The following is a 21,308-nucleotide window of genomic DNA, read 5'->3' as shown; positions in this document are numbered from 1 at the left end:
ATCGCGGGAAGCGCGCAGCCGTTACGGCCGGCGCGGCGTTGGGCGGGACTGGCTGAGCCGGTACAGACGACACGCGATGAAGAGCGTCAGGCGGCCACCGTGCGGCTTCCCGGGCACGTGAGCGTACTCGAGGACCGCTCCGGCGTCGGCCCGCGCGTCCACGGGGCGCCGGGCGGCAGCCAGCCAAACGCGCGGCACCCGATCCGGACCCGGACGACGACGGTGGGCGACGAAGAATCCAGCAGGCGGCGTGAATGGCCAGTCGCGCACGCGGCAACGTGCGGGTGGCCGAGGCCGTTTCAATCAGGCAGGAGCGAACCGATGCTGAATGTCGAACGGACCGGTCGCCGGGATGGAGCGGTGTGTCCCGGTAACGCGCGAAGGTGCGCACGTCCATGACCGATCCCCGCTTTCATGGTGCCCTGGTGCATCCGATCCCGACCGGGGCGGATGGCGGTCAGGACCGCCACTATTTCATCGACACCGAGTTCACCGATTTCCAGTGCTGCCAGCTGATCAGCGTCGCCGTCGTGGGCGAGAACGGTGACGAGTTCTACGGTGAACGGACCGACTTCGATCCGGCACTGTGCAGTGACTTCGTGCGCGCAGTGGTGCTGCCGCAACTGGGTCAGTTCGGGGGGCGCGCGATGCCGTTTGACCGGCTGCGCGACGAATTACGCCGCTGGCTCGCAGGCATACCGGGCGACGCCGGGCCGGTGCTCTGCTACGACTACGAGACGGACCTGAACCTGTTCCGGTTCCTGCTGGGCGGTGCGCTGCCGCGCGGCTGGCGGCTCAAGAACATCGCGGGCCGGCGCGACCGGGAGCGGCGCGCCGCCTACTACGCCCGCCATGGCGGCGAGCACCATGCGCTGCATGATGCGCGGGCCAACGCGTGCGCCTGCACCGGGTGAGTACGACGAGGCCGGAATATCCGTTCGCGGTGCTCCGACCATGCAGAGACTTCCTTTCGTAAAGAAAACAGACGACATGGATGAGATCGGGAGGACCGGGACGCGCGCATGGATTCCACGGTCCGATGCGCAGCGGCTCGCGCAGCGCCTGCGCGACCGCCGCAGGGCACTGGGATTGACGCAGGTCGAACTGGCGGCCTGGGTGGGTGTGGCGCACCCGACCTATGTGCACTGGGAGAACGGAAGGGTGCCCGACACCATTGACGCGGGCATCGTGGAAACGCTGGAGGCCGCGCTGCAGATACCGGAAGGCTGGCTCCTCAGTCAGGACGCGCCGCCGTTGCCCGATCCAGTCGTCATTGCCGGTGATGCGTCAGTGTGCACGGCGGCAGGAGCGGAAGCACTGCCCGTGCGAATTCCCGTCGTCCGCTGCGAGCAGATCGGGCCGCACGCTGCGCAACTCCGGAGGGCGCTCGGACTCCCGGTCGCGGAAGTGGCGCGGGTCTGCGGTGTGTCCCGGCCTACGCTGTTGCGGTGGGAGCGCGGAGCGTTCCCGAAGGCGCTCACCGGGCAACAGCTTCGCGCCTGGGAACGCGCGCTCCGTCTTGCGCCGGGACAACTGCTGGAATCACCAGAAGGAGCGGCGAATGCTTCGAATCACGGTTGAGCTGCTGCCCGGCGGGCGGGAAAGCGGAAAGGGTGTCATCGCGACGGCGGATATCGCGCGTGTGCGTAACGGTGCGCTCGCCGATTACGCAGTGGTCCTGGACGATGCGGTACTCGGTGAGGTCGGAGAGCGGACGATCGTGCGCGGTTATCCGAGGTGGCCGGGTAGCGTGTGGGATCTCGTTGCGCGCGGTCTTGCTGCCGTACTGAACCAGAGCCGCGAAGCGTTGCCGCCGCGGCCAGCACAGCCAAAGGTCACGTGCGCGTGAACGACGCGGGCTTCCGCTATGTGCGTCTGGACGAAATTCCCGAGCCGGCCAGAACATTCTTCGATCAGAAGCTCTCCGGGTCCGGCATCCCCGATCACGGCTGTGCTTACGCGCACGACCGGTACGACTTTCTTGGTGGTCAACGCTGATGGCAGGGAGCAGTGGATCTGAACGCTGTAATCATAAGCTCAAGTCGAATGCCGAAATATGCACGAGAGAGCGCCGTTTTTGTCACTGACGATGCCCGGCGAATCATGCGATGAGCGAAGCGCATGGTTCAGTGCAGCCTCGCGTTTCGCGGTGTGGCCTCTCGCCATGGAATTGAAGGGGTAGCTGCTTCTGAAATAGAGGGGGCGGAGAAAGAGAACGATGCGTGAAGAACTATCGAACATCCTGCGGGAAAGATATCCGCTCATCTTCGCCGTCGGTCCGGTAGCCACCGACACGGCAGACGGCATGCCAACGGTGTTCTCCCTATGGGGATTCGGGTGCGGGGACGGCTGGTTCGATCTGATCGATGTGTTGTGCGCGAGACTGCAACTCGCTACCAGGCACGGCGCACCGCAGGTCGTCGCATCGCAGGTCAAGGAAAAGTTCGGGACGTTGCGCTTCAGTGCCTCCGGCGCTGACGCGCGACAGCGAGCCATGATTGAACTGGCCGAAATGATGAGCGGCCGGCTGTGCGAACAATGCGGCAACCCCGGGCAGACGATCAGCGCGGGCTGGATGCGAACGCGATGCACAGACCACTCGACGAACAGCTGGCTGGGACCTTCAGCTTGTGAGGGTTCCGGTAAGAAAGTTCATCGCAGCATCGGTCGGACCGGCAACATTACGATCGATCCATCATCGGAGGCCGTCGCGGCGGTCATCAACGGAACGGAATGGTTGACGGCGGAAACTGTCGGCAGGCGACACGACCCGGAAGCGACCGATCTGTTGGCCGTGACGAACCAGTGGCAAAAGGAATCCAGGATTTTTGCCGTTGAACTGGCGGGTCAGCCCCTGTACCCCGCCTACCTCTTCGACGAAACCGGCAACCCGATCCCCGAAGTCGCAGAGATTCTGGGCGTTTTTGCAGGCTACAGCCCGTTCCGGATTGCAGCCTGGTTTGAGTCGACCTGCGGCATGCTGCATGGCAAGCGTCCTCGCGAGGTTCTGACTTCGGACGCCAAGGCGGCCGTGGCGGCTGCAAAAGATCATGTCGTGGGCCCGGTGCATGGATAGCGCCGCGTATGACGGCCTGCGTCGCCATTCGCGCGTCTGCTGAACCTGTCTTTCGACCTAATGCGAGGGGTGCGGCAGGTCGCAAACTGGAACGGTCATTCGTGCGGTGACTCGGCTGGCAAGTTGTCGGCCATTGCGGTCATTCGGCCGATCGCCGGCCAAAGGTCGCTATCGATTGCTCCGCGGGCGTTGGATGGACTGTTAGTTCCAGTGACAGCTTTACGCCCTGCCAAAGGACGGCACCCGAACCGCAACTGCCGGTCGCACTGTCTAGGGTTCAACGGCACTTAACTGAGTATAGCGGCCAGTCGCGGGCGAATCCCCGGCAAGGTCCTCGGCCTGCCCGGACGCCCGTTGGTCCGATTTAAGGCACCTGGCCATTGTTCCAGTCACTGCATCAAAGCCACCAACCCCCGTTGCAGAAGCGGGTTTCTTGCCGCTGCTTTTGAACTTCGCTGATGGAAATGCCCGCATACAGGCTAACTCGCATGCCACAGGCCGGAGGCGAGTTACAACAAGTGATTACTTGCTCACCGCAATGCCGGGGAAGGCAAGACCGAACTCCGCTCTCCGACGCAGCAGTGTGGCACAGCATTGCTCAATGCTTTCACGGACAATGGGGGTCCACTTTGTGCATGAGGTCTCGATTCTGCACCATGTTACCGATTTAGCTGTGATTGGCAGCGCGACTTTATAGTTACCGAGGCTGGCGATATTGAGTGGCGACCGGATTGGCTGAACCGTCTGTTGTCGATCAGCAGCCGATTCTTTGTGCTGAGTGCAATCGTTCAAAATCGGCTCCCATCAAGGCGTTCGGCTTAAGAACTCAATGGACTCTGGCGACAGCAACGCGGCGGTCGATGATGTCGAGTCCTCGCGGCGGCTCTGCACACTATCCGTATAGACTCGAGCTCGGCTCGTATGCAATATGCCTCGCAGCCGTTGTTCGGGACTGACCGACACGTATTCCGGGTCAACGACAAGGATCAGCGCTGCAGGCTTTTGCGAAACGCCGATCATCCAGCCAGTTTCCACGTTCAAGGGCGAAATGAGCACCTGATATGAGCGCTTCATCGACGGACGTACCGGTGCGAGGCCGTGGGAGGAGGGCGGGTGCCGCCCGATAGTGTGAAACTGACGGAAAAGAAACTGGCTGAAGCGCGTTCTGTTTCCGAAGCTAGTCGCCAGATCAATACTGGCGCAGTTGCTGCTCGAAGACATCATGGGTGGTTTTCCATGAGCAATCCGAACCAGATCGCACTGTCCCCGTCGCGTTATTCTGCGAAGATATTCGGCCGGTGGAATCTGTGCACGATGCCAGCTTGCGGCGTCGCGATAATTTCATTGAGGAGTTCGACTGCGGCCAGTCCGAACTGCCTCGGCCCGAGGTCCATCGCCAGAATCTTCGCGTTGCCCAGCTCTCCGACCGGATCACCGGCCAGCGATGCGAGATGAAAGCCTGGCTCGCCCCGATTGGCGACTGGTTGCCCTAGTTCCTGCAGCATCGGGAGCGCGCGTGCGGCGACGCCTTGCAGGCCGACCACGAGTGAGTCGATGTGGTTTTCCTGCACCAGATGTGCGATGGCCCGAAACAGGTCCCGGTCGTCGTGATCCGTCGCCAGCGTCGCCATATGCGGCTCAATGTCCTGGCGAGCGCACCTGGTCTCGAACGCGCAATGCGCGTCCATTGCCCAGCCAGGCCCGTGGCGCAAGTCCATACCAATGAATCCGGGACGTTTTGCCCCGCTGGCGAGAAGTCTGTCGAGCAGGAAATCAACGGTTTCCCGATGGTCGATTTCGATCATCGCGATCGGAAGGTTCGGGCTGAGCGCGCGGGAACTGCGACCGGCGAAGACGATCGGTAAGGATGCGTCCAGCATGTGCTGGACGACCGGGTCGTCATCCATCGCGTCGATGACTAGCGCGCCATCGACGCGAAAACGCCTGGCCTCACTCGCGTGCAACGTCAGGTCGCTTCCCGCGGCCGCCGCGCCGGCTACCGCGCCGAATGCGAAGTGCATGTAGAACGACAGCGCGCGCGCATAGGCTGGAATGTACAGGCCCAACGCGCCCATGCTGCGGCGGCGCAGCGAGCGAGCGGCATTGTTTGACACATAGCCCATCGAGTGAGCCGCGTCGGTCACGCGCTTGCGCGTCTCTTCCGACACGCGACCGGAACCGATCAACGCATCCGAAACGGTCGTTTTCGACAAACCGAGCGCACGGGCCAGATCGAGGATGGTTGTTGCTGCCATGGAAAACCCTACCTGAAATTCAACGGAAAATTACGTCCGATAGCTTGACATGCAATATCGGTGACTGCATGATTTCCACAGTGCCGGAACGTTCCGGCACGCGGTTTCTGAGAGATTTTAACCTGAAATTATTATTTAATTGACCTCGGAGTTCCCATGTATCCATCCTCGACTCGCTCGCCAGACAAGTGGCCGAGATTGGTCATCGCCATTCTTGTCGCGACCGATTTCATCGTGAGCTTGACGCCGCAACTGCATTGGGCGGCTGGCAACGGCACGCCCTCAGCCTCGATCGGTTACTTCCTCGGCACGTGCGTTTTCATCACGATGAGTCTGGGGGTGATGATGACCATTGATCCAGACAAGAGGGACAGCCAATGAATGCGGTGATAGGTTACGGCGGCATCGCCGTCTTCTTTCTGGTCGTAATCGGCATCCTCGAATTTACAAAGAAGCAGAGTTCGGGCTTCAGTGAATACGCGACGGCCGGGCGATCGTTCGGATCCTGGTTCAGCACGATGGCGTTCCTGAACACCTGGTTACCGGGAACCATGTTCATTTCGTTCGCGGGGTTCGCCGCGGAGTTTGGTGTGATCAGCTTCTATTCGGTGATCTACTCGCTGCTCGCCGTCGTGCTGATGTTCTTTCTGGCCCGGCCGGTCTACGAATGGGGCAAGCGGCACGATCTTCGTACCCAGGCCGATCTGCTCGGGCTGCGTTACAACTCGCGGGCGGTCCGCGTCATCGCGGCGATCATCGGTATCGGCGCGTCGTTTCCGTGGGTCATTCTCGGGATGCAGTCGCTTGCGCTTGTTTTCAAGTACCTGTCGTTTGGTCACTTCAGCGAAACCACTGCCGTGCTGGTCGGCATTGTCGTGATCGGGTTGCGCCAGATCTGGACAGCCCGCTTCGGGATGCGCGGCGTGATCATCAGCGACATGGTGCAGGGTATCGTCGCCTACATGGTCGGCACCGTCATTATTCTCGGGCTTCTCACGTGGCTGTTCACCAACGGCCACGGCTTCGACAGGCTGCCGGCCAGCCGCTTTTCGCTGCCTGGGCCCGGCAGCGCGCTCGGCCCGCTTTATGTGATGTCGCTGACGCTGACCGGCGTGCTGGGCGGGTGGTGCTGGCCGGACATCTTTGTTCGCCTTTTCACGGCAAACGGTACGGCAACGATCAAGCGTTCGGCCGTGATGGCGGCCCCGCTGCTGTTGATCTTCAGTTCCGCGCTGATGCTGCTGGGGGTCGTCGCGGCGTCCGTGCCGGGAGTCGAGAAGGCGCCGGACAATGTCTGGTTCATCACCGCAGGTATCGGTGGCGTCGGGCTGGTGACGCTCGCGGGCATCTGCGTCGTCGCGGCGACGATGGGTAACATCGGCGCGAACCTGCAGGCACTGGGCACGCAGACCGCAAACGACATCGTTGGCGCGGCGATGGACGTGCGAATCACCGACGCACGCATCGGGCGTATCGCGGTGGTCGTTTTGACGATATTGGCGACGGTTGGCGCGTTCGCGACGATGAGTCTCACGTCCGGTCTGATCACGCTGGCCTTCATCTCGTATCAGGCAATTTCCCAACTCGCTCCGACGCTCCTGCTCGGCATCTTCTGGAAGCGCGGCACCGCGGCGGCGGCCGTTGCCGGGATGGTGAGCGGTATCGCGAGCGCCACGGTCCTGCAGGTGTTCTATCCGATTTCGATTCCGTGGTTCGGCGGAGCGACTGCAGGCGTGGTCGGACTGCTGATTAATACGGCGGCATATTTCGTCGTGACGTACGCGTTGCCAATGAAGGCCGCCGAGCGACAGCGCGTGGAACGGTTGTTCAGCCATCGGGGCTCGCAGGAAGCGGGGGATTTGGTCGATTACCCGCACGAGATTGCCGCAAAGGTTTCACGTGGTAGCTAACTGAACAAGAAGGAAAGACTCATGAAACAGACTCTCTCACCAGGACATCGAAAAGTCTCCATCGCTGCCAGCCAGTTCTCATGCTCCTGGGACCTGGAAAGCAATCTCGAGGCGGCCGAACGTGTGGTGCGCGCGGCCGCAGAATCCGGCGCGCAGATCATTGTGCTGCAGGAATTGTTCGAAACGCCGTATTTTTGTCAAACCATAAATCAGGAGTACTTTACGCTTGCGACGCCAATAGAAGAGAATCCGGCAATCGCGCTGTGCCGCAAGCTGGCGAAGGAGCTCGATGTCGTGATTCCGGTCAGCACTTTCGAGCGCCGTCACCAGAAGTATTTCAACAGCATGACAATCATCGATGCCGGCGGCGAGCTGCTTGGTACCTACCGGAAAACGCACATTCCTGATGGGCCGGGTTACTCCGAGAAGTTCTATTTCAACCCGGGTGACACCGGCTTCAGGGCTTGGACGACCCGCTATGCGACGGTGGGTGTCGGCATCTGCTGGGATCAATGGTTTCCCGAGTCTGCACGGTCGATGGCACTGCAAGGGGCGGAGATCCTGCTGTTTCCGACCGCAATCGGCTCGAGTCCGACCGATTCGGCGGCCTCTTCCGCTATCGTGCCGGGCGATTTGCAGAACACCGAATTGCGGCATCGCCACTGGCGAAATGTGCAGTGCGGGCATGCGGCCGCCAACATGATGCCGCTAGTGGCCTCGAATCGAATCGGCGTTGAACGGCAGGGTACGAGCGGCATCGAGTTCTTCGGGCAGTCCTTCATCGCCAATCAGCGTGGTGAAGTCGTGCAGGAGCTGAGCGCCGATAGCGAAGGTTTCGCGGTGCAGGAATTCGATCTGGAAGTGCTCCGGATGCAACGGGCGTCGTGGGGCCTGTTCCGGGATCGTCGGCCAGGGAAGTACGACGAGCTGACTGCCTGACTGACTGAACAGATCGCGTCTTGGCATCTGCTCGTGATCATGGGGGGCAAAGCGATAGGGTGCGATCAATTTGATGCGTGGGGAAGCTGTTTCTTGCTTTGGCTAGCTGAGTTGGTATTGCTCGGCCGGGTGGTCGAGCAGTCCACCCTGGCCGCGATTAATCGGCTGGCGTTCGTCGGAGCTTGCGTCGAATTGCTCTGCCGGCTATCTGGAGTACTTAGTTCCAGAGGTGCGATGGGGGCGCAGAAAGAAAGCATGCCGCTTGGTTATTGCGGGGCGCTATTGCGCGACTCCTCCAAAGAGCACCATGTTCACGCGGATGTTGCGCTCGGACCATGAATCGAAATGTCGTAGCAGTAGAAATCCAATTTGAGAAATGGAGAAGTGGTATGAATCGAGTGGTTGCGGATCTTATTGAATATGGCGCTGGCGCGAAGACAGGACATGTCAAACCTGTATGCACTACGGACGAATATCGTGCACTGGATGCCGCGCATCACATCCATCCGTTCACGGATATGGAGTCGCTCAACTTTAAGGGCAGTCGCGTTATTACCAAGGCGAACGGTGTCTATCTCACGGATTCAGATGGCAACCGGATCATCGACGGAATGGCGGGGCTGTGGTGCGTAAACGTCGGATACGGTCGACAGGAACTGATCGAAGCCGCTTACCGGCAGCTGCAGGTGCTGCCGTACTACAACACGTTCTTCCAGTCGACGCATCCACCGGTGATAGAGCTGTCGGCGTTGCTGGCGGAACTGGTGCCGGGCGACTTTAGTCACTTCTTCTATTGCAACAGCGGTTCCGAAGGCAACGACACGGTGATGCGTATTGTCCAGCAGTATTGGATTGCGCTTGGCAAGCGAACAAAGAAGTATGTGATTTCTCGCAAGAATGCGTATCACGGCTCGACCATCGCAGGTGCGACGCTCGGCGGAATGACAGGAATGCACAGCCAGATGCTGTCGCGCGTCGAGTACGTCGAATATATTGGCCAGCCTTGTTATTTCGGCGAGGCGCAGAGGGGCACGACGCCGGAGGAGTTCGGGTTGTTGCGCGCCCGCGAGCTGGAGGCGAAGATCCTGGAACTGGGTGCGGAGAACGTCGGCGCGTTCATCGGCGAGCCTTTCCAGGGGGCAGGCGGCGTCATTGTGCCGCCGTCGACATATTGGCCGGAAATAGAGCGAATCTGCCGCAAATACGACGTGCTGCTGGTCGCCGACGAAGTGATCGGCGGCTTTGGCCGAACCGGGGAATGGTTCGCGCATGAGCATTTCGGCTTCGCGCCCGATCTGATCACGATGGCGAAGGGTCTCACGAGCGGCTACGTTCCCATGGGAGCGGTCGGTGTGCATTCGCGCGTCGCAAAGGTGCTCGCGAAGGGAGGCGACTTCGCACACGGTGTCACGTATTCGGGCCATCCGGTTGCGGCAGCGGTCGCTCTGGCGAACCTCAAGCTGCTGCGCGACGATCGGATCGTCGAGAATGTGAAAACTGACACGGGCCCCTACTTTCAGCGGAAGCTGCGGGACGCGTTCACGAATCATCCGCTCGTTGGCGAGGTTGCAGGCGTCGGTTTGGTCGCTGGCATTCAGATCGCGGATGCTGCGCACGGCAAGGCGCTCGACAACGGGACGGAGGTGGCGATCGCCTGCCGCGACTTCTCGTACCATCACAACCTTATCATGCGGCCGACCGGAGACCGAATGACGCTATCACCGCCGCTCGTAGTCACGCACGATGAGATCGACGAGATCGTCACGAAGGCGAAGACGGCCATCGATGACGCCGCGCGCCAGTTCGGATTTGCATGACCTGGGCGACAGGCCTGCCCGCCGCGTGGCGTGCGAGTACACGTTGCGTGGCGGAGTACCCATCCACATCCTTGTGTGAGGTTGCGACTCAACGGTTGTCGTAGGCGAACTGCGCCCTCGGTTGACCGCAATGACGCGGATTGACCTGCATGGCGCCGAAGCGGAAAGCGCATCCTCGCCACGAAAAATGCCTGCGCGGCGAATAGATACAGACCCTCGACCTGGCGGCCCTGCAATGCGGGCAGCGTCGCACAGGCAAAACGCGTTGATCGATTCGTGACACGGCGCTCCCACGATAGTGATGAGCTGTTTAACCGAACTGAAGCGGAAGAAAACCCTATGAACACTTCGATCCAAGCCGCCCATCTGCCTGCCATTTCCATCGACGGCGACAGGCTATGGCAGTCGCTTATGGAACTGGCGCGCATCGGAGCCACGCCAAAGGGCGGCAACTGCCGTTTGGCCCTCACCGCTCTGGACGGCGAGGGAAGGGACCTCGTCGTTGGCTGGATGAAGGACGCGGGCCTCGACGTCCGCGTCGACCAGCTTGGCAATATCTTCGGCCGGCGCGCCGGCCGCGATCCCGCGCGCGCAGCCGTCATCACCGGCAGCCATATTGATACGCAGCCCACCGGTGGCAAGTTCGACGGTTGCTACGGCGTCATGGCCGGTCTCGAGATCATGCGCACGCTCAACGAACATGGGGTGCAGACGGAGGCGCCCCTGGAGCTAGCGATATGGACCAACGAGGAAGGCTCGCGCTTCCTGCCTGTGATGATGGGCTCGGGCGTCTTTACTGGGCGCTTCACGCTGGAAGCCGCGCTTGATGCGCGTGACACTGCCGGCCTGAGCGTGCATGACGAACTCAAGGCGATCGGCTATGCCGGTGCCGAGCCGGTGGGCGGCCGGCCTGTCGACGCGTACTTCGAAGCGCACATTGAGCAGGGGCCGGTTCTGGAGTTCGAGAACCGGGTGGTGGGCGCGGTGACCGGCTCGCTCGGTGTCCGCTGGTATGACGTGACTGTGACGGGTATGGAAATGCACGCTGGCCCGACGCCAATGCCGGTGCGCAAAGACGCGTTGCAGGCCGCCGCCGAAGTGGTGCTGGGCGTGATCCGTATCGCGAACGCGAATGCTCCCTACGGCCGCGGCACGGTGGGCGTACTCAACGTGTACCCGGCCTCACGCAATGTTGTGCCGGGCCGGGTCGACTTCACCGTGGATCTGCGCCATATCGACGCGTCGACACTGGATGCGATGGATGGCCGCTTGCGGGAGTCCTGTGAGGACGTCGCGGTACGTCTGGGCGTGCAGATAGAACTGCGACTCGCCCAGTACAACAAGCCCACACCTTTTGATCCAGCGCTCGTCGAATTGGTCCGTCAGGGCGCCGCGCGGCGCGGCCTACCCGTCATGGATATCGTGACTGGCGCAGGCCACGACGCGGTCAACATGGCGATGGTCTACCCAACCGCGATGGTGTTCGTACCATGCAAGGACGGCGTCAGCCACAACGAGACAGAAGACGCCCTACCCGCACATCTTGAGGCCGGCTGCAACGTGCTGCTCGACGCGATGCTCGCGCGGGCAGGCGTGACATTCTGCCCTCGCTCATCCACAGACCCACGAGACCAACATGTCCCTGCACAACCTTGACTATTGGCGCAGCCGTGCCGCCGTGCTGCGCTTTGACGGCAACGCCTTCATCGACGGGGACTATGCCGCAGCGGCCGACGGCGCCACCTTTCCGAGCGTCAGTCCCATCGACGGCCGCAAGCTGGCCGATGTCGCCGCCTGCGGCGCGGCCGACGTCGATCGAGCAGTGGCGGCCGCACGCGATGCCTTTGACAGCCGCGTCTGGTCCGGCCTTGCACCACGCGAACGCAAGCAGCGTCTGCTGCGACTAGCCGCGCTGATTGAGCAGCACGCCGAGGAACTCGCGCTCATCGAGGCCCTGGACATGGGCAAACCGGTGCGCGATGCCCTGCACTTCGACGTGCCAGAAACCGCGCGCTGCTATGCGTGGTACGGCGAGGCGCTGGACAAACGCTACGACGAGATCGCGCCCACGGGTGACGGCGTGCTGGCGACAATCACGCGCGAACCGCTTGGTGTGGTGGCCGCCGTCGTCCCCTGGAATTTTCCGCTGATGATGGCCGCGTGGAAAGTCGCGCCAGCGCTCGCGGTGGGCAACAGCGTGGTGCTTAAGCCTGCCGAACAGTCCTCGCTCAGCTCACTGCGGCTCGCCGCGCTTGCGCACGAGGCGGGCATCCCACCAGGCGTGTTCAACGTGGTGCCTGGCCTCGGTGCGGTTACCGGACAGGCGCTCGGTCTGCATCCGAATGTGGACTGCATCGCCTTCACCGGCTCCACGGCGACCGGCAAGCGCTTCATGCGCTATTCGGCTGATTCCAACCTCAAGCGAGTTTGGCTCGAATGCGGCGGCAAGTCGCCCCACATAGTATTCGACGACTGCCCGGATCTGGACCGTGCTGCGCTCGTCGCCGCCCAGGCTATCTTCGTCAACCAAGGCGAAGTCTGCATCGCCGGCTCGCGCCTGTACGTGCAAGAGGGCATTTACGACGCCTTTATGGACAAGCTCGTTGAGCACGCGCGCGCAATGGCGCCCGGCGATCCGCTCGACCCTGACGCACCTATCGGCGCCATTGTCGACGAGCGCCAGATGGAATCGGTGCTACGGTGCGTCGAGACGGGGGTGAGAGAAGGCGCTACGCTGCGCACTGGCGGGCGCCGCGTCCGCATTGCGAGCGGCGGATACTACATCGAGCCCACCGTGTTCGACTGCGCTTCACAGGACCTGTCCATTGTGAGAGAGGAGATCTTCGGGCCGGTTCTCGCGGTACAGTGCTTTTCCACCGAGGACCAGGCGATCAGATTCGCCAACGACTCGATCTACGGCCTTGGCGCCGGCCTTTGGACTCGTAGCATCGGGCGAGCTCACCGCCTGGCGCGCAGGCTGCGTGCAGGGTTGGTCTGGGTAAACTGCTATGCCGACGGCGACATCACCGTGCCGTTTGGCGGGTTCAAGCAGTCTGGCTTCGGTCGCGACAAGTCACTGCATGCGCTCGACAAGTACAGCGATCTGAAAACCACGTGGACCGACCTGCGCGACTGAGTCGGCCGATGAAAGGCTTGAGTATCCGCCCTATGACCGCTGGTTCCCTGCGCACCACCTCTGCCGGCGGTGAGCAGGGGAGGCGCTATGAGGGAGCACAAGCCCATGGTCGGTGATGCGCCTCCAATTAATAGCAAAGTCTCGGTGGCTGTCGCCGGACTTCGCGGACGGTGGTCTCGTGGACCCCGCTGGACGTCTAGCGCCGGGCCGTGACTTTTTGCTTAGCGAGCCTCACGCGCGGCGAAAGGTAGGTGGCATCGTCCGGGCAGTGTGAGATTGGACGTCCGATCTGTAATGTCGAGATTCGTATGTCGAACATCTCGGTGAGTGCGCCGGCGCTGCGGTATCCGGCGCCAATGTCAATGTCCCTTATATGCGAATGGGTCATATCGACCCATCTCGGTCATAGATCTCGCATGGATAGCTCCGGCCGTTTGCGATGCGACAACGGCCCTTCACAGGGTTGAACTGCGCATTGCTTGTGAGGCCACGGGCCCAAGCGGATTTATCAGCGCTGCGCGGCTAGTTTCTTTTTAGCAAGACCTTCCTACAATTAGAGAAACCAGCGTTCACGCCGTACGCCAGGCGTTAAAACTGCTTCAGAAAATTCAGGTAGAAGCGCGGCGACCTCCCGCTATGCCCGTTCACAACCTCCGCCGCGACCGGGCGCGTAAGCGGAAACGCGATCTCCGGCGAGACATAGGTGCGCTTCGCAACGTTCAGGTGGACCCCGGCGCCCGCAGAAGCGAGGCTTTGCGAACGCACATAGTACGGCTGGATATTCCAGACCTTGCCGATATCCCAATAGGCGTAATACTGCGCCGGCACGGCACGATCGCCGATCTTGTGAACGCGGTTGTACTGCAGTTCGACCTTGCCTGCCACGCCGCTATCGCCTGCGATTTCCGAGGGATCGTAGCCGCGGCCGAAAAAATTGCCGCCCACACCGAACTGTTCGGGCGCAAGCAACGGCTTGCCGAACGATGTCTGGCCGGTGGCGGCCAGATAGAGACCGAGGCCAGGCGTGATCCAGCTCAGATCCTGCATTCGCTGGGCGTCCAGTTGCAGCTTCGTGAAGTCGGTGCGTCCGCCCTGCCGCGATGGGTTGATCGTGTTGCCGGTACTGGCGCCAAGGCCGTCCAGTCCCTGGCTTACTTCGCCTTTGATCAGGTTGCGCCCGCCGCGCGGGTCGGTGAAGTCATAGCTCGCGCCAACTCGAAGCGCGCGAATACGGTCGTTGGAAGACGGCGGCAGCGAAGGATCATCCAGATAGACCGAGCGCCCGTTGAACGCAGTGAGCGCGCCCGTGAACTTGACTGTCTGCTCGCGCGAGCGCACCGGCGCCCATGTAAGACGTGCCGCGAAATTGTCGCCCTGACTGTTCGCGTTCAGGTAAGACGGCAAGTCCGCATGTCCGTCACTGTGTTGGGCGAGCAGGCTGAGCGCGACCCCGTCACTCCCGAGCGGCACTTCATATTGCCCCTCGTAGAAGCTCATTTTCCGGCCGTCGAGCGACATCCCGCCACGCACGGAGAGCCGGTCGCCGAGACCGGTCGGATCGTTCAGTCCCACGCCCGCATACCATTGCCACGGACCGTAGTAACGACTCGAACGGTTGTCCAGGCCGAAGAAGCCGTCCCAGCGACGGAATTCGTTGTTGAGCACCGCATCCGTGCCCGCTTCGTTTTTGGACGGCACGAGCGTCGCGCGCACCTGGTTGCCCGGCAGATCGTTCATCAGCATCAGATTGCGCTCGAGCGTTTCGGCGCTCAGCGGCTGCTCCTGCATGAGTTTTTCTGCATAGCCGTGCATTGCACGGCTCTCATGACCCTGCACGTCGACACGGTTGAGCTTGCCTTCGACTACCTCGATGACGAGTTCGCCGTTTTCGAGCGACTGCGCGGGCACGAGCGTGCGCACGAGCAGATAGCCGTCGGCGCGATAGCGTGCCGTGATCTGCTGCGCAACGGCGTTCACGTCGGCGAGTGTCACCGGCCGGTTCTCGATAGTCTCTAGCAACGGGCGGAAGGTCCCGACGCCGTAGCGCGTCATGCCTGTCACCGTCACCCGGCGCACCGTGAAGGAGACAGCGCTGTCCTGCGACGCTTGCCTGTTTGCTTCGACTGGCGACACGACGGCTGGCTCGACCGTTTCCCCTTTCAGCGTGCCCTGTACCGCATTCTGCGGTTCGCGTACGCCGTCCGTACCGGGCAACTGGTCCCGGCCCGGGGCGAGCGTGGAGGGCGGCGGAACGTGTTGAGCCAGTTCGACAAGCGATGTGAAAGGCGCCGTCGTTTGTGCCGAAGTGCCCGCGGGGGTGAAGGCGGCGAGCGTGGCCGCGCAGATCAGCGTCATCGCAAGCGCCGGCACGCGTGCAGCATGGAGCGGCTTCATGGTTGTTCTCCTCGTGGTGAGCCAGCGTGGCCGGCGCCGAAGGGTTGGCCTGATTTGCCGGGATGGTTGTGCTCCCTTGTCTGTGGGTTGCGCTCGCGCGGAATCACGGTGCGGTCCCAGTCGCCAATCTGGTATTGGCTGCCGCGTACGAGTTGATTGCTCCAGGCGTCGGGGCTGCCCGAGCCCGTGACGGCAACCGGCGTCTTCGGATACGCGCGCGGTTTGCAGATGAGCTGCACGTAATACGTCCGCGCGACGGCCGGGCTCGCCGTGTAGTTCGTCCCGACCGACGAGGGCGACTCGAACGCATTGCAGATCCAGGTGTCGGGCCTTGACTGTTGAGGTGCCTCCCCGGTGAGCGGCATCGGCGTGCTTGCCTGTCCGTCGATCATGGGTGCGGGCGGCGCCGGCTGCGGCTCGGTGGGTGACTGTGCGGGCGGATCAGGAGGGGGCACAGCGGGAGGCGTGACCGGCGGCGCCGCAGGCTCGTCGGGCGGCATGACCGGCGGCACCGCACCCTCGTCGGGAGGCGTGACCGGTGGTGCCACAGGCTCGTCAGGAGGCGTAACCGGCGGGGGCTGCACGGGAGGCGGCTCGACAGGTGCGGCCGTCACGGTCAGCGTGCCGAGTGTGAGCGTGTTCCGGTAGCGGGCCGCCTGAAAGTCGCCAGTGCGCAGCGTCCCATCGATCGCGTACTGGCCGGGCGGCGCCTGCTCGCCCGGAACGGGCTGGTAGTCGACGCTCGTTTCGAACCGGTTCTGGTTCAGGAGGCTGTCGACGAACAGATCGACGGCATGGACGTCCGCGCTTTCGCCGCTGGCGCCTTCCTGCCTATGCGTGAATGCCGGGTTCGGCGTGCCTTCCGGGCGGGTCACGTCGTCGATCCTGTAGTCCAGGCTGGCGATCTTGCCGTTCAGCGTGACCGTACCTGAAGTCGAGTTGAACAGGTATGCGCTGCCGGACTCCCGCTGTCCCGAGCCGCCGCTCCACGCGGCGTCGTCGAAGAGGTAGCCGATCTCCGCCTGGACGCTGCTGGTCTTTTCTCCGAGGGACAAGAGGAGCTGCTGAGATGCGCCGGCGTTCTTGTCGAACTGGAGTTCGTCGGCGTTGGCCGCGCCGCCGATGCCGAATGAATCGACACCCCAGCCCGCGTCCGTATTGCTCAGAACCGGATTGCCCGCGCCATCGACCCCGACGATTTCCTTCGCGACGACCGCCTTGCCGTTGTACGCATCGACGCGAAAGTCGGCCGGCGCGCCCGCGGCTGCGCCGTTCTTCGTTGCACGCGCTAGCGTCGGCGAGTTCGAGTCAGCGATCAGTTTCCACGAGGTGCCGCCGTCGCTGGACTGGAACGTGAGGCTACGAACCACGTAGTCGGAACTGTCGTCCTCGCCATAGGCGCCAAGCGGTGCGCCATTGTTGTCGACATACGGGCCCGCTTCGAACAGGATGACGTCGAAGACTTCGCCGCCGCTCGACAATGTCACGTTGGAGTACTGATTCAGGCTTCTCGATGCGGCGGCGAAATGCGACGTGCCGACGTAGTCGAGATCGCGCGCGCTGACGCCCGAAAGCGTTTCCGTCGCGGACATCGGCGAGCGCACGGTGCCGAGGTTGACGGTGCCGGTCGCTGCGCTCTGAACATAGGCGAAGTCGCCGTTGGTCGCCTGGCCGGCGAGGGTGCCCGCATAGTTCAGCGGGCTTTCCATGCGCACGCTGCCGCCGCTCAGCGCAACCTTGTCGCCGATCACGGCAGTATTCGCGTCCTGCCAGAGCGTGGCGCTCAGCGACGCGTCTAGCCAGACCGTGCCCGTGCCGACGTCGATGATGGCGCGGTTCAACATCGCGTCGTTGCTGTTCTGACCGGGCTGGGCGTTGTCGATCAGATGGATGTCGCCGGTAGACTGCACATACAGATTGCCGTCCTTCAGGACGATGGGCGCGCGGATATAGACCGCGCCGCTCGTGTTGTGATGCTCTCCGCTGCTGCCGATTGCACTGAGATCCGAACCAGCGGGGAACACGTCGCCCATCGAAAGCAGTGCAAGCGTGTGCTTGTTGCCGTTCGCGTCGGTGCCGACATCTGTCGCAACGATCGCGCTGTTCACGTTGATTTCCTTCGTCGCGACGATGATCACGTCGCCGGTTTTCAGCGCATCGGCGATCGTGCTTGCGTCAACGTTCAGGACTCCCGCGATTTGTGCGAGCGCATTCGGGTCGTTCAGAATCGCTTCGACGCTCGGGTCTGCTCCTGAGCCGACGATATTGACCGTTTCCGGGTCAAGCAGCCACGTGCCCGCACGCGTACCGCCTTGCGTGTTCACGCGGGCGCCGCCTGTCACGGAGAGCTGCCTGCCCGAGGTTTCGACCGTGCCCCCGCGTTCGATGCCGATCGCCATGGCCTGGCCCGCGAAGATGGTGTGTCCGTCGGACCACACCACGATTACGCCGCCGTCGCGCGCGCCGTTGGCCGCGAGCTGCGCGCCTGCCGCAACGGTCGTCGCATGGGCCGCGGGCTCGGCGCCGGTGCCCTGGAAGCCGCCCCCTACCTGGACCTGGCCGCCGTTACCCTGGGTGCCGCTCGCGTCGAGCTTGGCCGTGCTGCCCAGCGTCACGCGGTCTCCGAACACCTTGATCGTGCCGCCTTCGGTTCCGGTCGCAGATAGCTCGCCGGTCACATTCGTTTGTGCCGCATTGCCGAGCACGATCACGCCGCCTTTCGACGTCACGGAATCGGCCGCAACCTTGCCGCCCAGATTGATGACGGAGTCCAGATGATCGGCCGCGCGCGTCGCACTCATCGCGACCACGCCGCCGCCCACATCGATGTACCCGGTATTCGTGACGCCGCCTTTCACTGCCGGGTCGAAGTCGCCGCCTGCACCTTGCCGCGGGCCGACGGCGATGTTGACGAGCCCGTCGCCCGTGAAATCGAGCGTCGCCTGCGGGCCTGTTGCGAGCAGCACGCTGCCTTCGCGCGCGCGCACGACGCCATGGTTCTCCGCCTCGGCGCCGAGCAGCGCGACGCTGCCGCGTCCGGCGGCGACAATCGTGCCGTCGTTGCGGACGATGCCTTGCTGGCGTGCGTTTAATGTTCCGGTGCCGGCGAACTGCCTGGCCTCCTCGTCGCTGATCCGGCCAGCGGAGGCGAGCAGGGCGTTGGTGCTGACATGCGCACCTGGCGCGAACCAGATGCCATTCGGGTTGAGCAGGACGACCTGTCCGTTGGAATTCAGGACGCCGAATATCTGTGAGGCGTCTGGGCCGGTCACGCGATTGAGCGTGACGGAATGGCTGCCGGGCTGGCTGATTGTCACGCTGTTGTCGGGACCGATGCTGAAGCGTTGCCAGTCGATCGCGGTGCGTGCGCCGCTGGTGTCGATCTGCATGGCATTGCCGGATTCATGAATCGCCGCGCTGCCGGAAACCACGCTCGGACCGGACGGCAGGGCATCCTGCGCAAGCGCACCGCCTTGCGCGCACAGTGACGCGAGCGCAACGGCAATGGCGGCGGCGAGCGTTCGAACGCGAGGGCTTGGGGTCTCGCTACGCTTGGTTGACGCGCGGGCGGGGGGGTACGGAATACGCCTGAGTGCGCTCGTGTGCGCTCTGCTGGGAGGGGCAATCATCATTCGTCTCTGGTATTAAAGCCTTGCGGGTCAACGCATTGCGGCGATGCAACCAGTATCGAATCGGGCCCCTGCGGCTGAAATCAGTGGACCACGAAACTGCTGTCAGTAAAGCCTGACATGAGCGACGAATGTTGTAGGATGCGATGACGAACCCGCGAAGGAGAAGTCCGTGCGTCGAGTCGTGATTGCGGAGGACCAGGCAATTGCCCGCGAGGCACTGCGCGTCGTGCTCGAACGCGAAGGCTACGACGTCGCGGGCGAAGCAGCAGAAGGGCTGGAGGCCATGCGGTTGCTTCGTACGCACCGGCCTGATCTGCTGGTACTGGGGTTGCGTCTGCGGAGGCTGAACGGTATCGAGGTGATCCGCCGGGCGCATCGCGCATTTCCGACACTGAGGATGCTTGTGCTCAGCGAAATCGATAACGCGATGAGCATATCGGAATGCGAGAAAGCGGGCGCCTCGGGCTTCGTGAGCAAGACGGGCGATTTTGCGGAGTTCGTTCTCGCGCTCAAGGCAATCGAGCGTGGCCGCCGCTGGTTTCCCGCCGATGAAACCCGCCACGTAGAGAGCGGCTGCGCCGACGCTCAGGACACGAGTCCGATTGGCGTGCTGTCACAACGCGAATTGAGCGTGCTTCGTTATCTCGCAGAGGGATTCCGGATTCGCGACATCGCGAGCGAAATGGCGCTCAATGAGCGCACCATCAGCACCTACAAGGCGCGCCTGCTGCGCAAGCTGAACGTGCATTCTGTGGTCGGACTCGTCGATATTGCACGGCGTTTCCGGCTCGCTTCCCAGGCGGAGCTGCCGCCTGGCGGCGTGTCCGACGCTACCGGAGACATCCCCGCGCCGAGCCCTTATCCCGAGATCCATGCGTTGCTCGACACGTTACCGTTTGGCGTCTCGGTGCGCACGCTCGATGGGCACGTCGTGTTCGCAAACCGGCATGTGCACTCAAGGCTGGGTCCTCAGCGGTTCGAAGCGTTTCGGCGAGTCGGCCTGCGCGAGCAGGCCCTGTTGTTCGGTGTCGACGAGCCGACGGCACGCCGCCTTGAAGCGGCCTTCGTGGACGCGACTGCGCGCGCTGTTGCATACCGACTCGACGCGGTCGCGGAGTCCGGTGGCGAGTTGTCGATTGGCGTCCATTGGGGTGCGCCGCTTGCCGACGCGAACGGCACAGTCACCCTGATGATCGGCGGCAACTTTAACGTGAACGGGGCGGAGCGGCTCATGATCGGGCTGCACGAAGCCATGGCGGAGGCGCTGTCGGCCAGCGAGGCGCGCGCCGCATTGCTCGATACCCGCGGCGGCGACGTAAGCGCGCCGTTGGACGAGGCCATTGCACTTCTGGGCGAAGCCTCTGCCCGGCGCGGGGCAGCAACGAACGACCCGATCGCGCAGGCCCATGCCCGGTTGCAGCTTGCGGCGCTGCGTTTCGATCACCTGCGTTTGCTTGCGACGGCGAATGAAACCGCCCACGCGTGGGAAGCGCACCGCTGCGATCTGCGCCAGGTGACGCGCCATGTCGTGAGGCGTTCGCAGGAAGGCATGGCGATGCTGAACGTGCGGTTTCTGACGAACTTCTCTGGGCGCGGCAGCGGCGCTGTTTGGCTCGACAGCGCACGGTACGCGCGACTGCTTGCAGCGTTGCTATATCGCGCGGCAGTCAAGGACAGCACAGGCGAAATTCCTGTCGCGCTTCAAGCGACGCTGCGTGGTGGCGGGCTCGTCGACATCGAACTGCGCATCGGTCCGGACAGGGCCCCACGCAAGGAAGCTCGTCGTCGGCAAACCGAAGGGGATGCGCGTGCCGAGCAGATCGAACTGGTGCTGTGCCGGAAGATGGCACAGGCGCTGCGTGGCGAACTGGAAACTGGCGGAGGGCGCGGTGCCGCTGCTGTCGTCCTGAAGCTGTCGCTGCCGCGCGGCAGCGAGATTGCCTGATCTCGGTCCTCACACCTGGGGACGAACTTGTAGTGATTCCCGTACAACCGGTTCAGGCACCCCTGATAGCGGCCTGAACGTTCGCGCGCCAACATGTAGTTATCGGCGCTCGCCTTGTTTTCCGCGCAAATCCGCGCCGCGAACGCTCACGCGGCGTGAAGCCGGCTAAACCGGTGTTCAGGCGCACGGCGACCAGGAACCCGG

Annotated in this window: 16 protein-coding genes; 12 read left to right on the top strand and 4 right to left on the bottom strand. The window is 62.9% G+C overall.

Annotated elements, in window-relative coordinates:
• Positions 1-395 precede the first annotated feature (395 nt).
• The 5 genes from U5768_RS23865 (at position 396) to U5768_RS23845 (ending at position 3,076) form a co-directional block, all read left to right on the top strand.
• Positions 396-914 carry a 3'-5' exoribonuclease gene (locus U5768_RS23865; RefSeq protein WP_322032858.1) on the top strand — a complete coding sequence of 173 codons (519 nt, stop codon included), beginning with the start codon at positions 396-398 and terminating at the stop codon, positions 912-914.
• 76 nt (positions 915-990) lie between these two features.
• Positions 991-1,581 (top strand): helix-turn-helix transcriptional regulator, encoded by a 591-nt coding sequence (locus tag U5768_RS23860; protein ID WP_322032857.1) that lies wholly within the window; start codon positions 991-993, stop codon positions 1,579-1,581.
• Positions 1,562-1,849: a hypothetical protein gene (locus tag U5768_RS23855; RefSeq protein WP_322032856.1), complete on the top strand. Its 288-nt coding sequence runs from the start codon at positions 1,562-1,564 to the stop codon at positions 1,847-1,849. Before U5768_RS23860 ends, U5768_RS23855 begins: the two co-directional genes overlap by 20 nt.
• Complete coding sequence (locus tag U5768_RS23850) at positions 1,846-1,998, top strand: hypothetical protein (RefSeq protein WP_322032855.1); 153 nt, start codon at positions 1,846-1,848, stop codon at positions 1,996-1,998. Before U5768_RS23855 ends, U5768_RS23850 begins: the two co-directional genes overlap by 4 nt.
• Positions 1,999-2,218: 220 nt before the next feature.
• Entirely contained in the window at positions 2,219-3,076 is an 858-nt protein-coding gene (locus U5768_RS23845; protein ID WP_322032854.1) for a hypothetical protein, read from the top strand.
• Between the two features lie 804 nt (positions 3,077-3,880).
• Here U5768_RS23845 and U5768_RS23840 read toward each other — a convergent pair.
• Positions 3,881-4,300 carry a hypothetical protein gene (locus U5768_RS23840; protein ID WP_322032853.1) on the bottom strand — a complete coding sequence of 140 codons (420 nt, stop codon included), beginning with the start codon at positions 4,298-4,300 and terminating at the stop codon, positions 3,881-3,883.
• Between the two features lie 50 nt (positions 4,301-4,350).
• A complete protein-coding gene (locus U5768_RS23835; protein ID WP_322032852.1) occupies positions 4,351-5,331 on the bottom strand; it encodes a LacI family DNA-binding transcriptional regulator in 981 nt (326 codons plus the stop codon).
• Between the two features lie 156 nt (positions 5,332-5,487).
• On the opposite strand from U5768_RS23835, the gene U5768_RS23830 reads away from it, so the two are divergent.
• The 6 genes from U5768_RS23830 (at position 5,488) to U5768_RS23805 (ending at position 13,133) form a co-directional block, all read left to right on the top strand.
• Entirely contained in the window at positions 5,488-5,712 is a 225-nt protein-coding gene (locus tag U5768_RS23830) for a hypothetical protein (protein WP_322032851.1), read from the top strand.
• Positions 5,709-7,241 carry a sodium:solute symporter family protein gene (locus U5768_RS23825; RefSeq protein ID WP_322032850.1) on the top strand — a complete coding sequence of 511 codons (1,533 nt, stop codon included), beginning with the start codon at positions 5,709-5,711 and terminating at the stop codon, positions 7,239-7,241. Before U5768_RS23830 ends, U5768_RS23825 begins: the two co-directional genes overlap by 4 nt.
• A 21-nt stretch (positions 7,242-7,262) precedes the next feature.
• Entirely contained in the window at positions 7,263-8,180 is a 918-nt protein-coding gene (locus U5768_RS23820) for a nitrilase-related carbon-nitrogen hydrolase (protein WP_322032849.1), read from the top strand.
• Between the two features lie 389 nt (positions 8,181-8,569).
• The gene (locus U5768_RS23815) at positions 8,570-9,997 is read left to right on the top strand and encodes an aspartate aminotransferase family protein (RefSeq protein ID WP_322032848.1); all 1,428 of its coding nucleotides are present in this window, start codon (positions 8,570-8,572) and stop codon (positions 9,995-9,997) included.
• A 339-nt stretch (positions 9,998-10,336) separates the two neighbouring features.
• Positions 10,337-11,653, top strand: a complete 1,317-nt coding sequence (locus tag U5768_RS23810; RefSeq protein ID WP_322032847.1) for a Zn-dependent hydrolase — start codon at positions 10,337-10,339, stop codon at positions 11,651-11,653.
• Positions 11,634-13,133: an aldehyde dehydrogenase gene (locus U5768_RS23805; RefSeq protein WP_322032846.1), complete on the top strand. Its 1,500-nt coding sequence runs from the start codon at positions 11,634-11,636 to the stop codon at positions 13,131-13,133. The genes U5768_RS23810 and U5768_RS23805 overlap by 20 nt, the downstream gene beginning before the upstream one ends.
• A 588-nt stretch (positions 13,134-13,721) precedes the next feature.
• Here U5768_RS23805 and U5768_RS23800 read toward each other — a convergent pair.
• Both U5768_RS23800 and U5768_RS23795 read right to left on the bottom strand, forming a co-directional pair.
• Positions 13,722-15,527 carry a ShlB/FhaC/HecB family hemolysin secretion/activation protein gene (locus U5768_RS23800; protein ID WP_322032845.1) on the bottom strand — a complete coding sequence of 602 codons (1,806 nt, stop codon included), beginning with the start codon at positions 15,525-15,527 and terminating at the stop codon, positions 13,722-13,724.
• On the bottom strand, positions 15,524-19,156 hold the full coding sequence (locus U5768_RS23795; protein WP_322032900.1) for a filamentous hemagglutinin N-terminal domain-containing protein: 3,633 nt from the start codon (positions 19,154-19,156) through the stop codon (positions 15,524-15,526). Before U5768_RS23795 ends, U5768_RS23800 begins: the two co-directional genes overlap by 4 nt.
• Positions 19,157-19,328: 172 nt before the next feature.
• Between U5768_RS23795 and U5768_RS23790 the strand changes: the two genes are divergently transcribed.
• Positions 19,329-21,104, top strand: a complete 1,776-nt coding sequence (locus U5768_RS23790; protein ID WP_322032844.1) for a response regulator transcription factor — start codon at positions 19,329-19,331, stop codon at positions 21,102-21,104.
• The last annotated feature ends 204 nt before the right edge of the window (positions 21,105-21,308 follow it).

The organism is Paraburkholderia sp. J76 (genome assembly GCF_905220295.1).
Lineage (GTDB): Bacteria > Pseudomonadota > Gammaproteobacteria > Burkholderiales > Burkholderiaceae > Paraburkholderia.
The sequence above is the reverse complement of the archived record's forward strand: the minus strand, read 5'-3'. Positions and strand labels throughout refer to the sequence as shown.

What these genes read in the sequence shown, in the direction of transcription:
- U5768_RS23825 (WP_322032850.1), top strand. Translation starts at nt 5,709, where the DNA reads ATGAATGCGGTGATAGGTTACGGCGGCATCGCCGTCTTCTTTCTGGTC.
- U5768_RS23805 (WP_322032846.1), top strand. Translation starts at nt 11,634, where the DNA reads ATGTCCCTGCACAACCTTGACTATTGGCGCAGCCGTGCCGCCGTGCTG.
- U5768_RS23865 (WP_322032858.1), top strand. Translation starts at nt 396, where the DNA reads ATGACCGATCCCCGCTTTCATGGTGCCCTGGTGCATCCGATCCCGACC.
- U5768_RS23845 (WP_322032854.1), top strand. Translation starts at nt 2,219, where the DNA reads ATGCGTGAAGAACTATCGAACATCCTGCGGGAAAGATATCCGCTCATC.
- U5768_RS23800 (WP_322032845.1), bottom strand. Translation starts at nt 15,527, where the DNA reads ATGAAGCCGCTCCATGCTGCACGCGTGCCGGCGCTTGCGATGACGCTG.
- U5768_RS23810 (WP_322032847.1), top strand. Translation starts at nt 10,337, where the DNA reads ATGAACACTTCGATCCAAGCCGCCCATCTGCCTGCCATTTCCATCGAC.
- U5768_RS23815 (WP_322032848.1), top strand. Translation starts at nt 8,570, where the DNA reads ATGAATCGAGTGGTTGCGGATCTTATTGAATATGGCGCTGGCGCGAAG.
- U5768_RS23835 (WP_322032852.1), bottom strand. Translation starts at nt 5,331, where the DNA reads ATGGCAGCAACAACCATCCTCGATCTGGCCCGTGCGCTCGGTTTGTCG.
- U5768_RS23795 (WP_322032900.1), bottom strand. Translation starts at nt 19,156, where the DNA reads ATGATTGCCCCTCCCAGCAGAGCGCACACGAGCGCACTCAGGCGTATT.
- U5768_RS23855 (WP_322032856.1), top strand. Translation starts at nt 1,562, where the DNA reads ATGCTTCGAATCACGGTTGAGCTGCTGCCCGGCGGGCGGGAAAGCGGA.
- U5768_RS23860 (WP_322032857.1), top strand. Translation starts at nt 991, where the DNA reads ATGGATGAGATCGGGAGGACCGGGACGCGCGCATGGATTCCACGGTCC.
- U5768_RS23820 (WP_322032849.1), top strand. Translation starts at nt 7,263, where the DNA reads ATGAAACAGACTCTCTCACCAGGACATCGAAAAGTCTCCATCGCTGCC.
- U5768_RS23840 (WP_322032853.1), bottom strand. Translation starts at nt 4,300, where the DNA reads ATGATGTCTTCGAGCAGCAACTGCGCCAGTATTGATCTGGCGACTAGC.
- U5768_RS23830 (WP_322032851.1), top strand. Translation starts at nt 5,488, where the DNA reads ATGTATCCATCCTCGACTCGCTCGCCAGACAAGTGGCCGAGATTGGTC.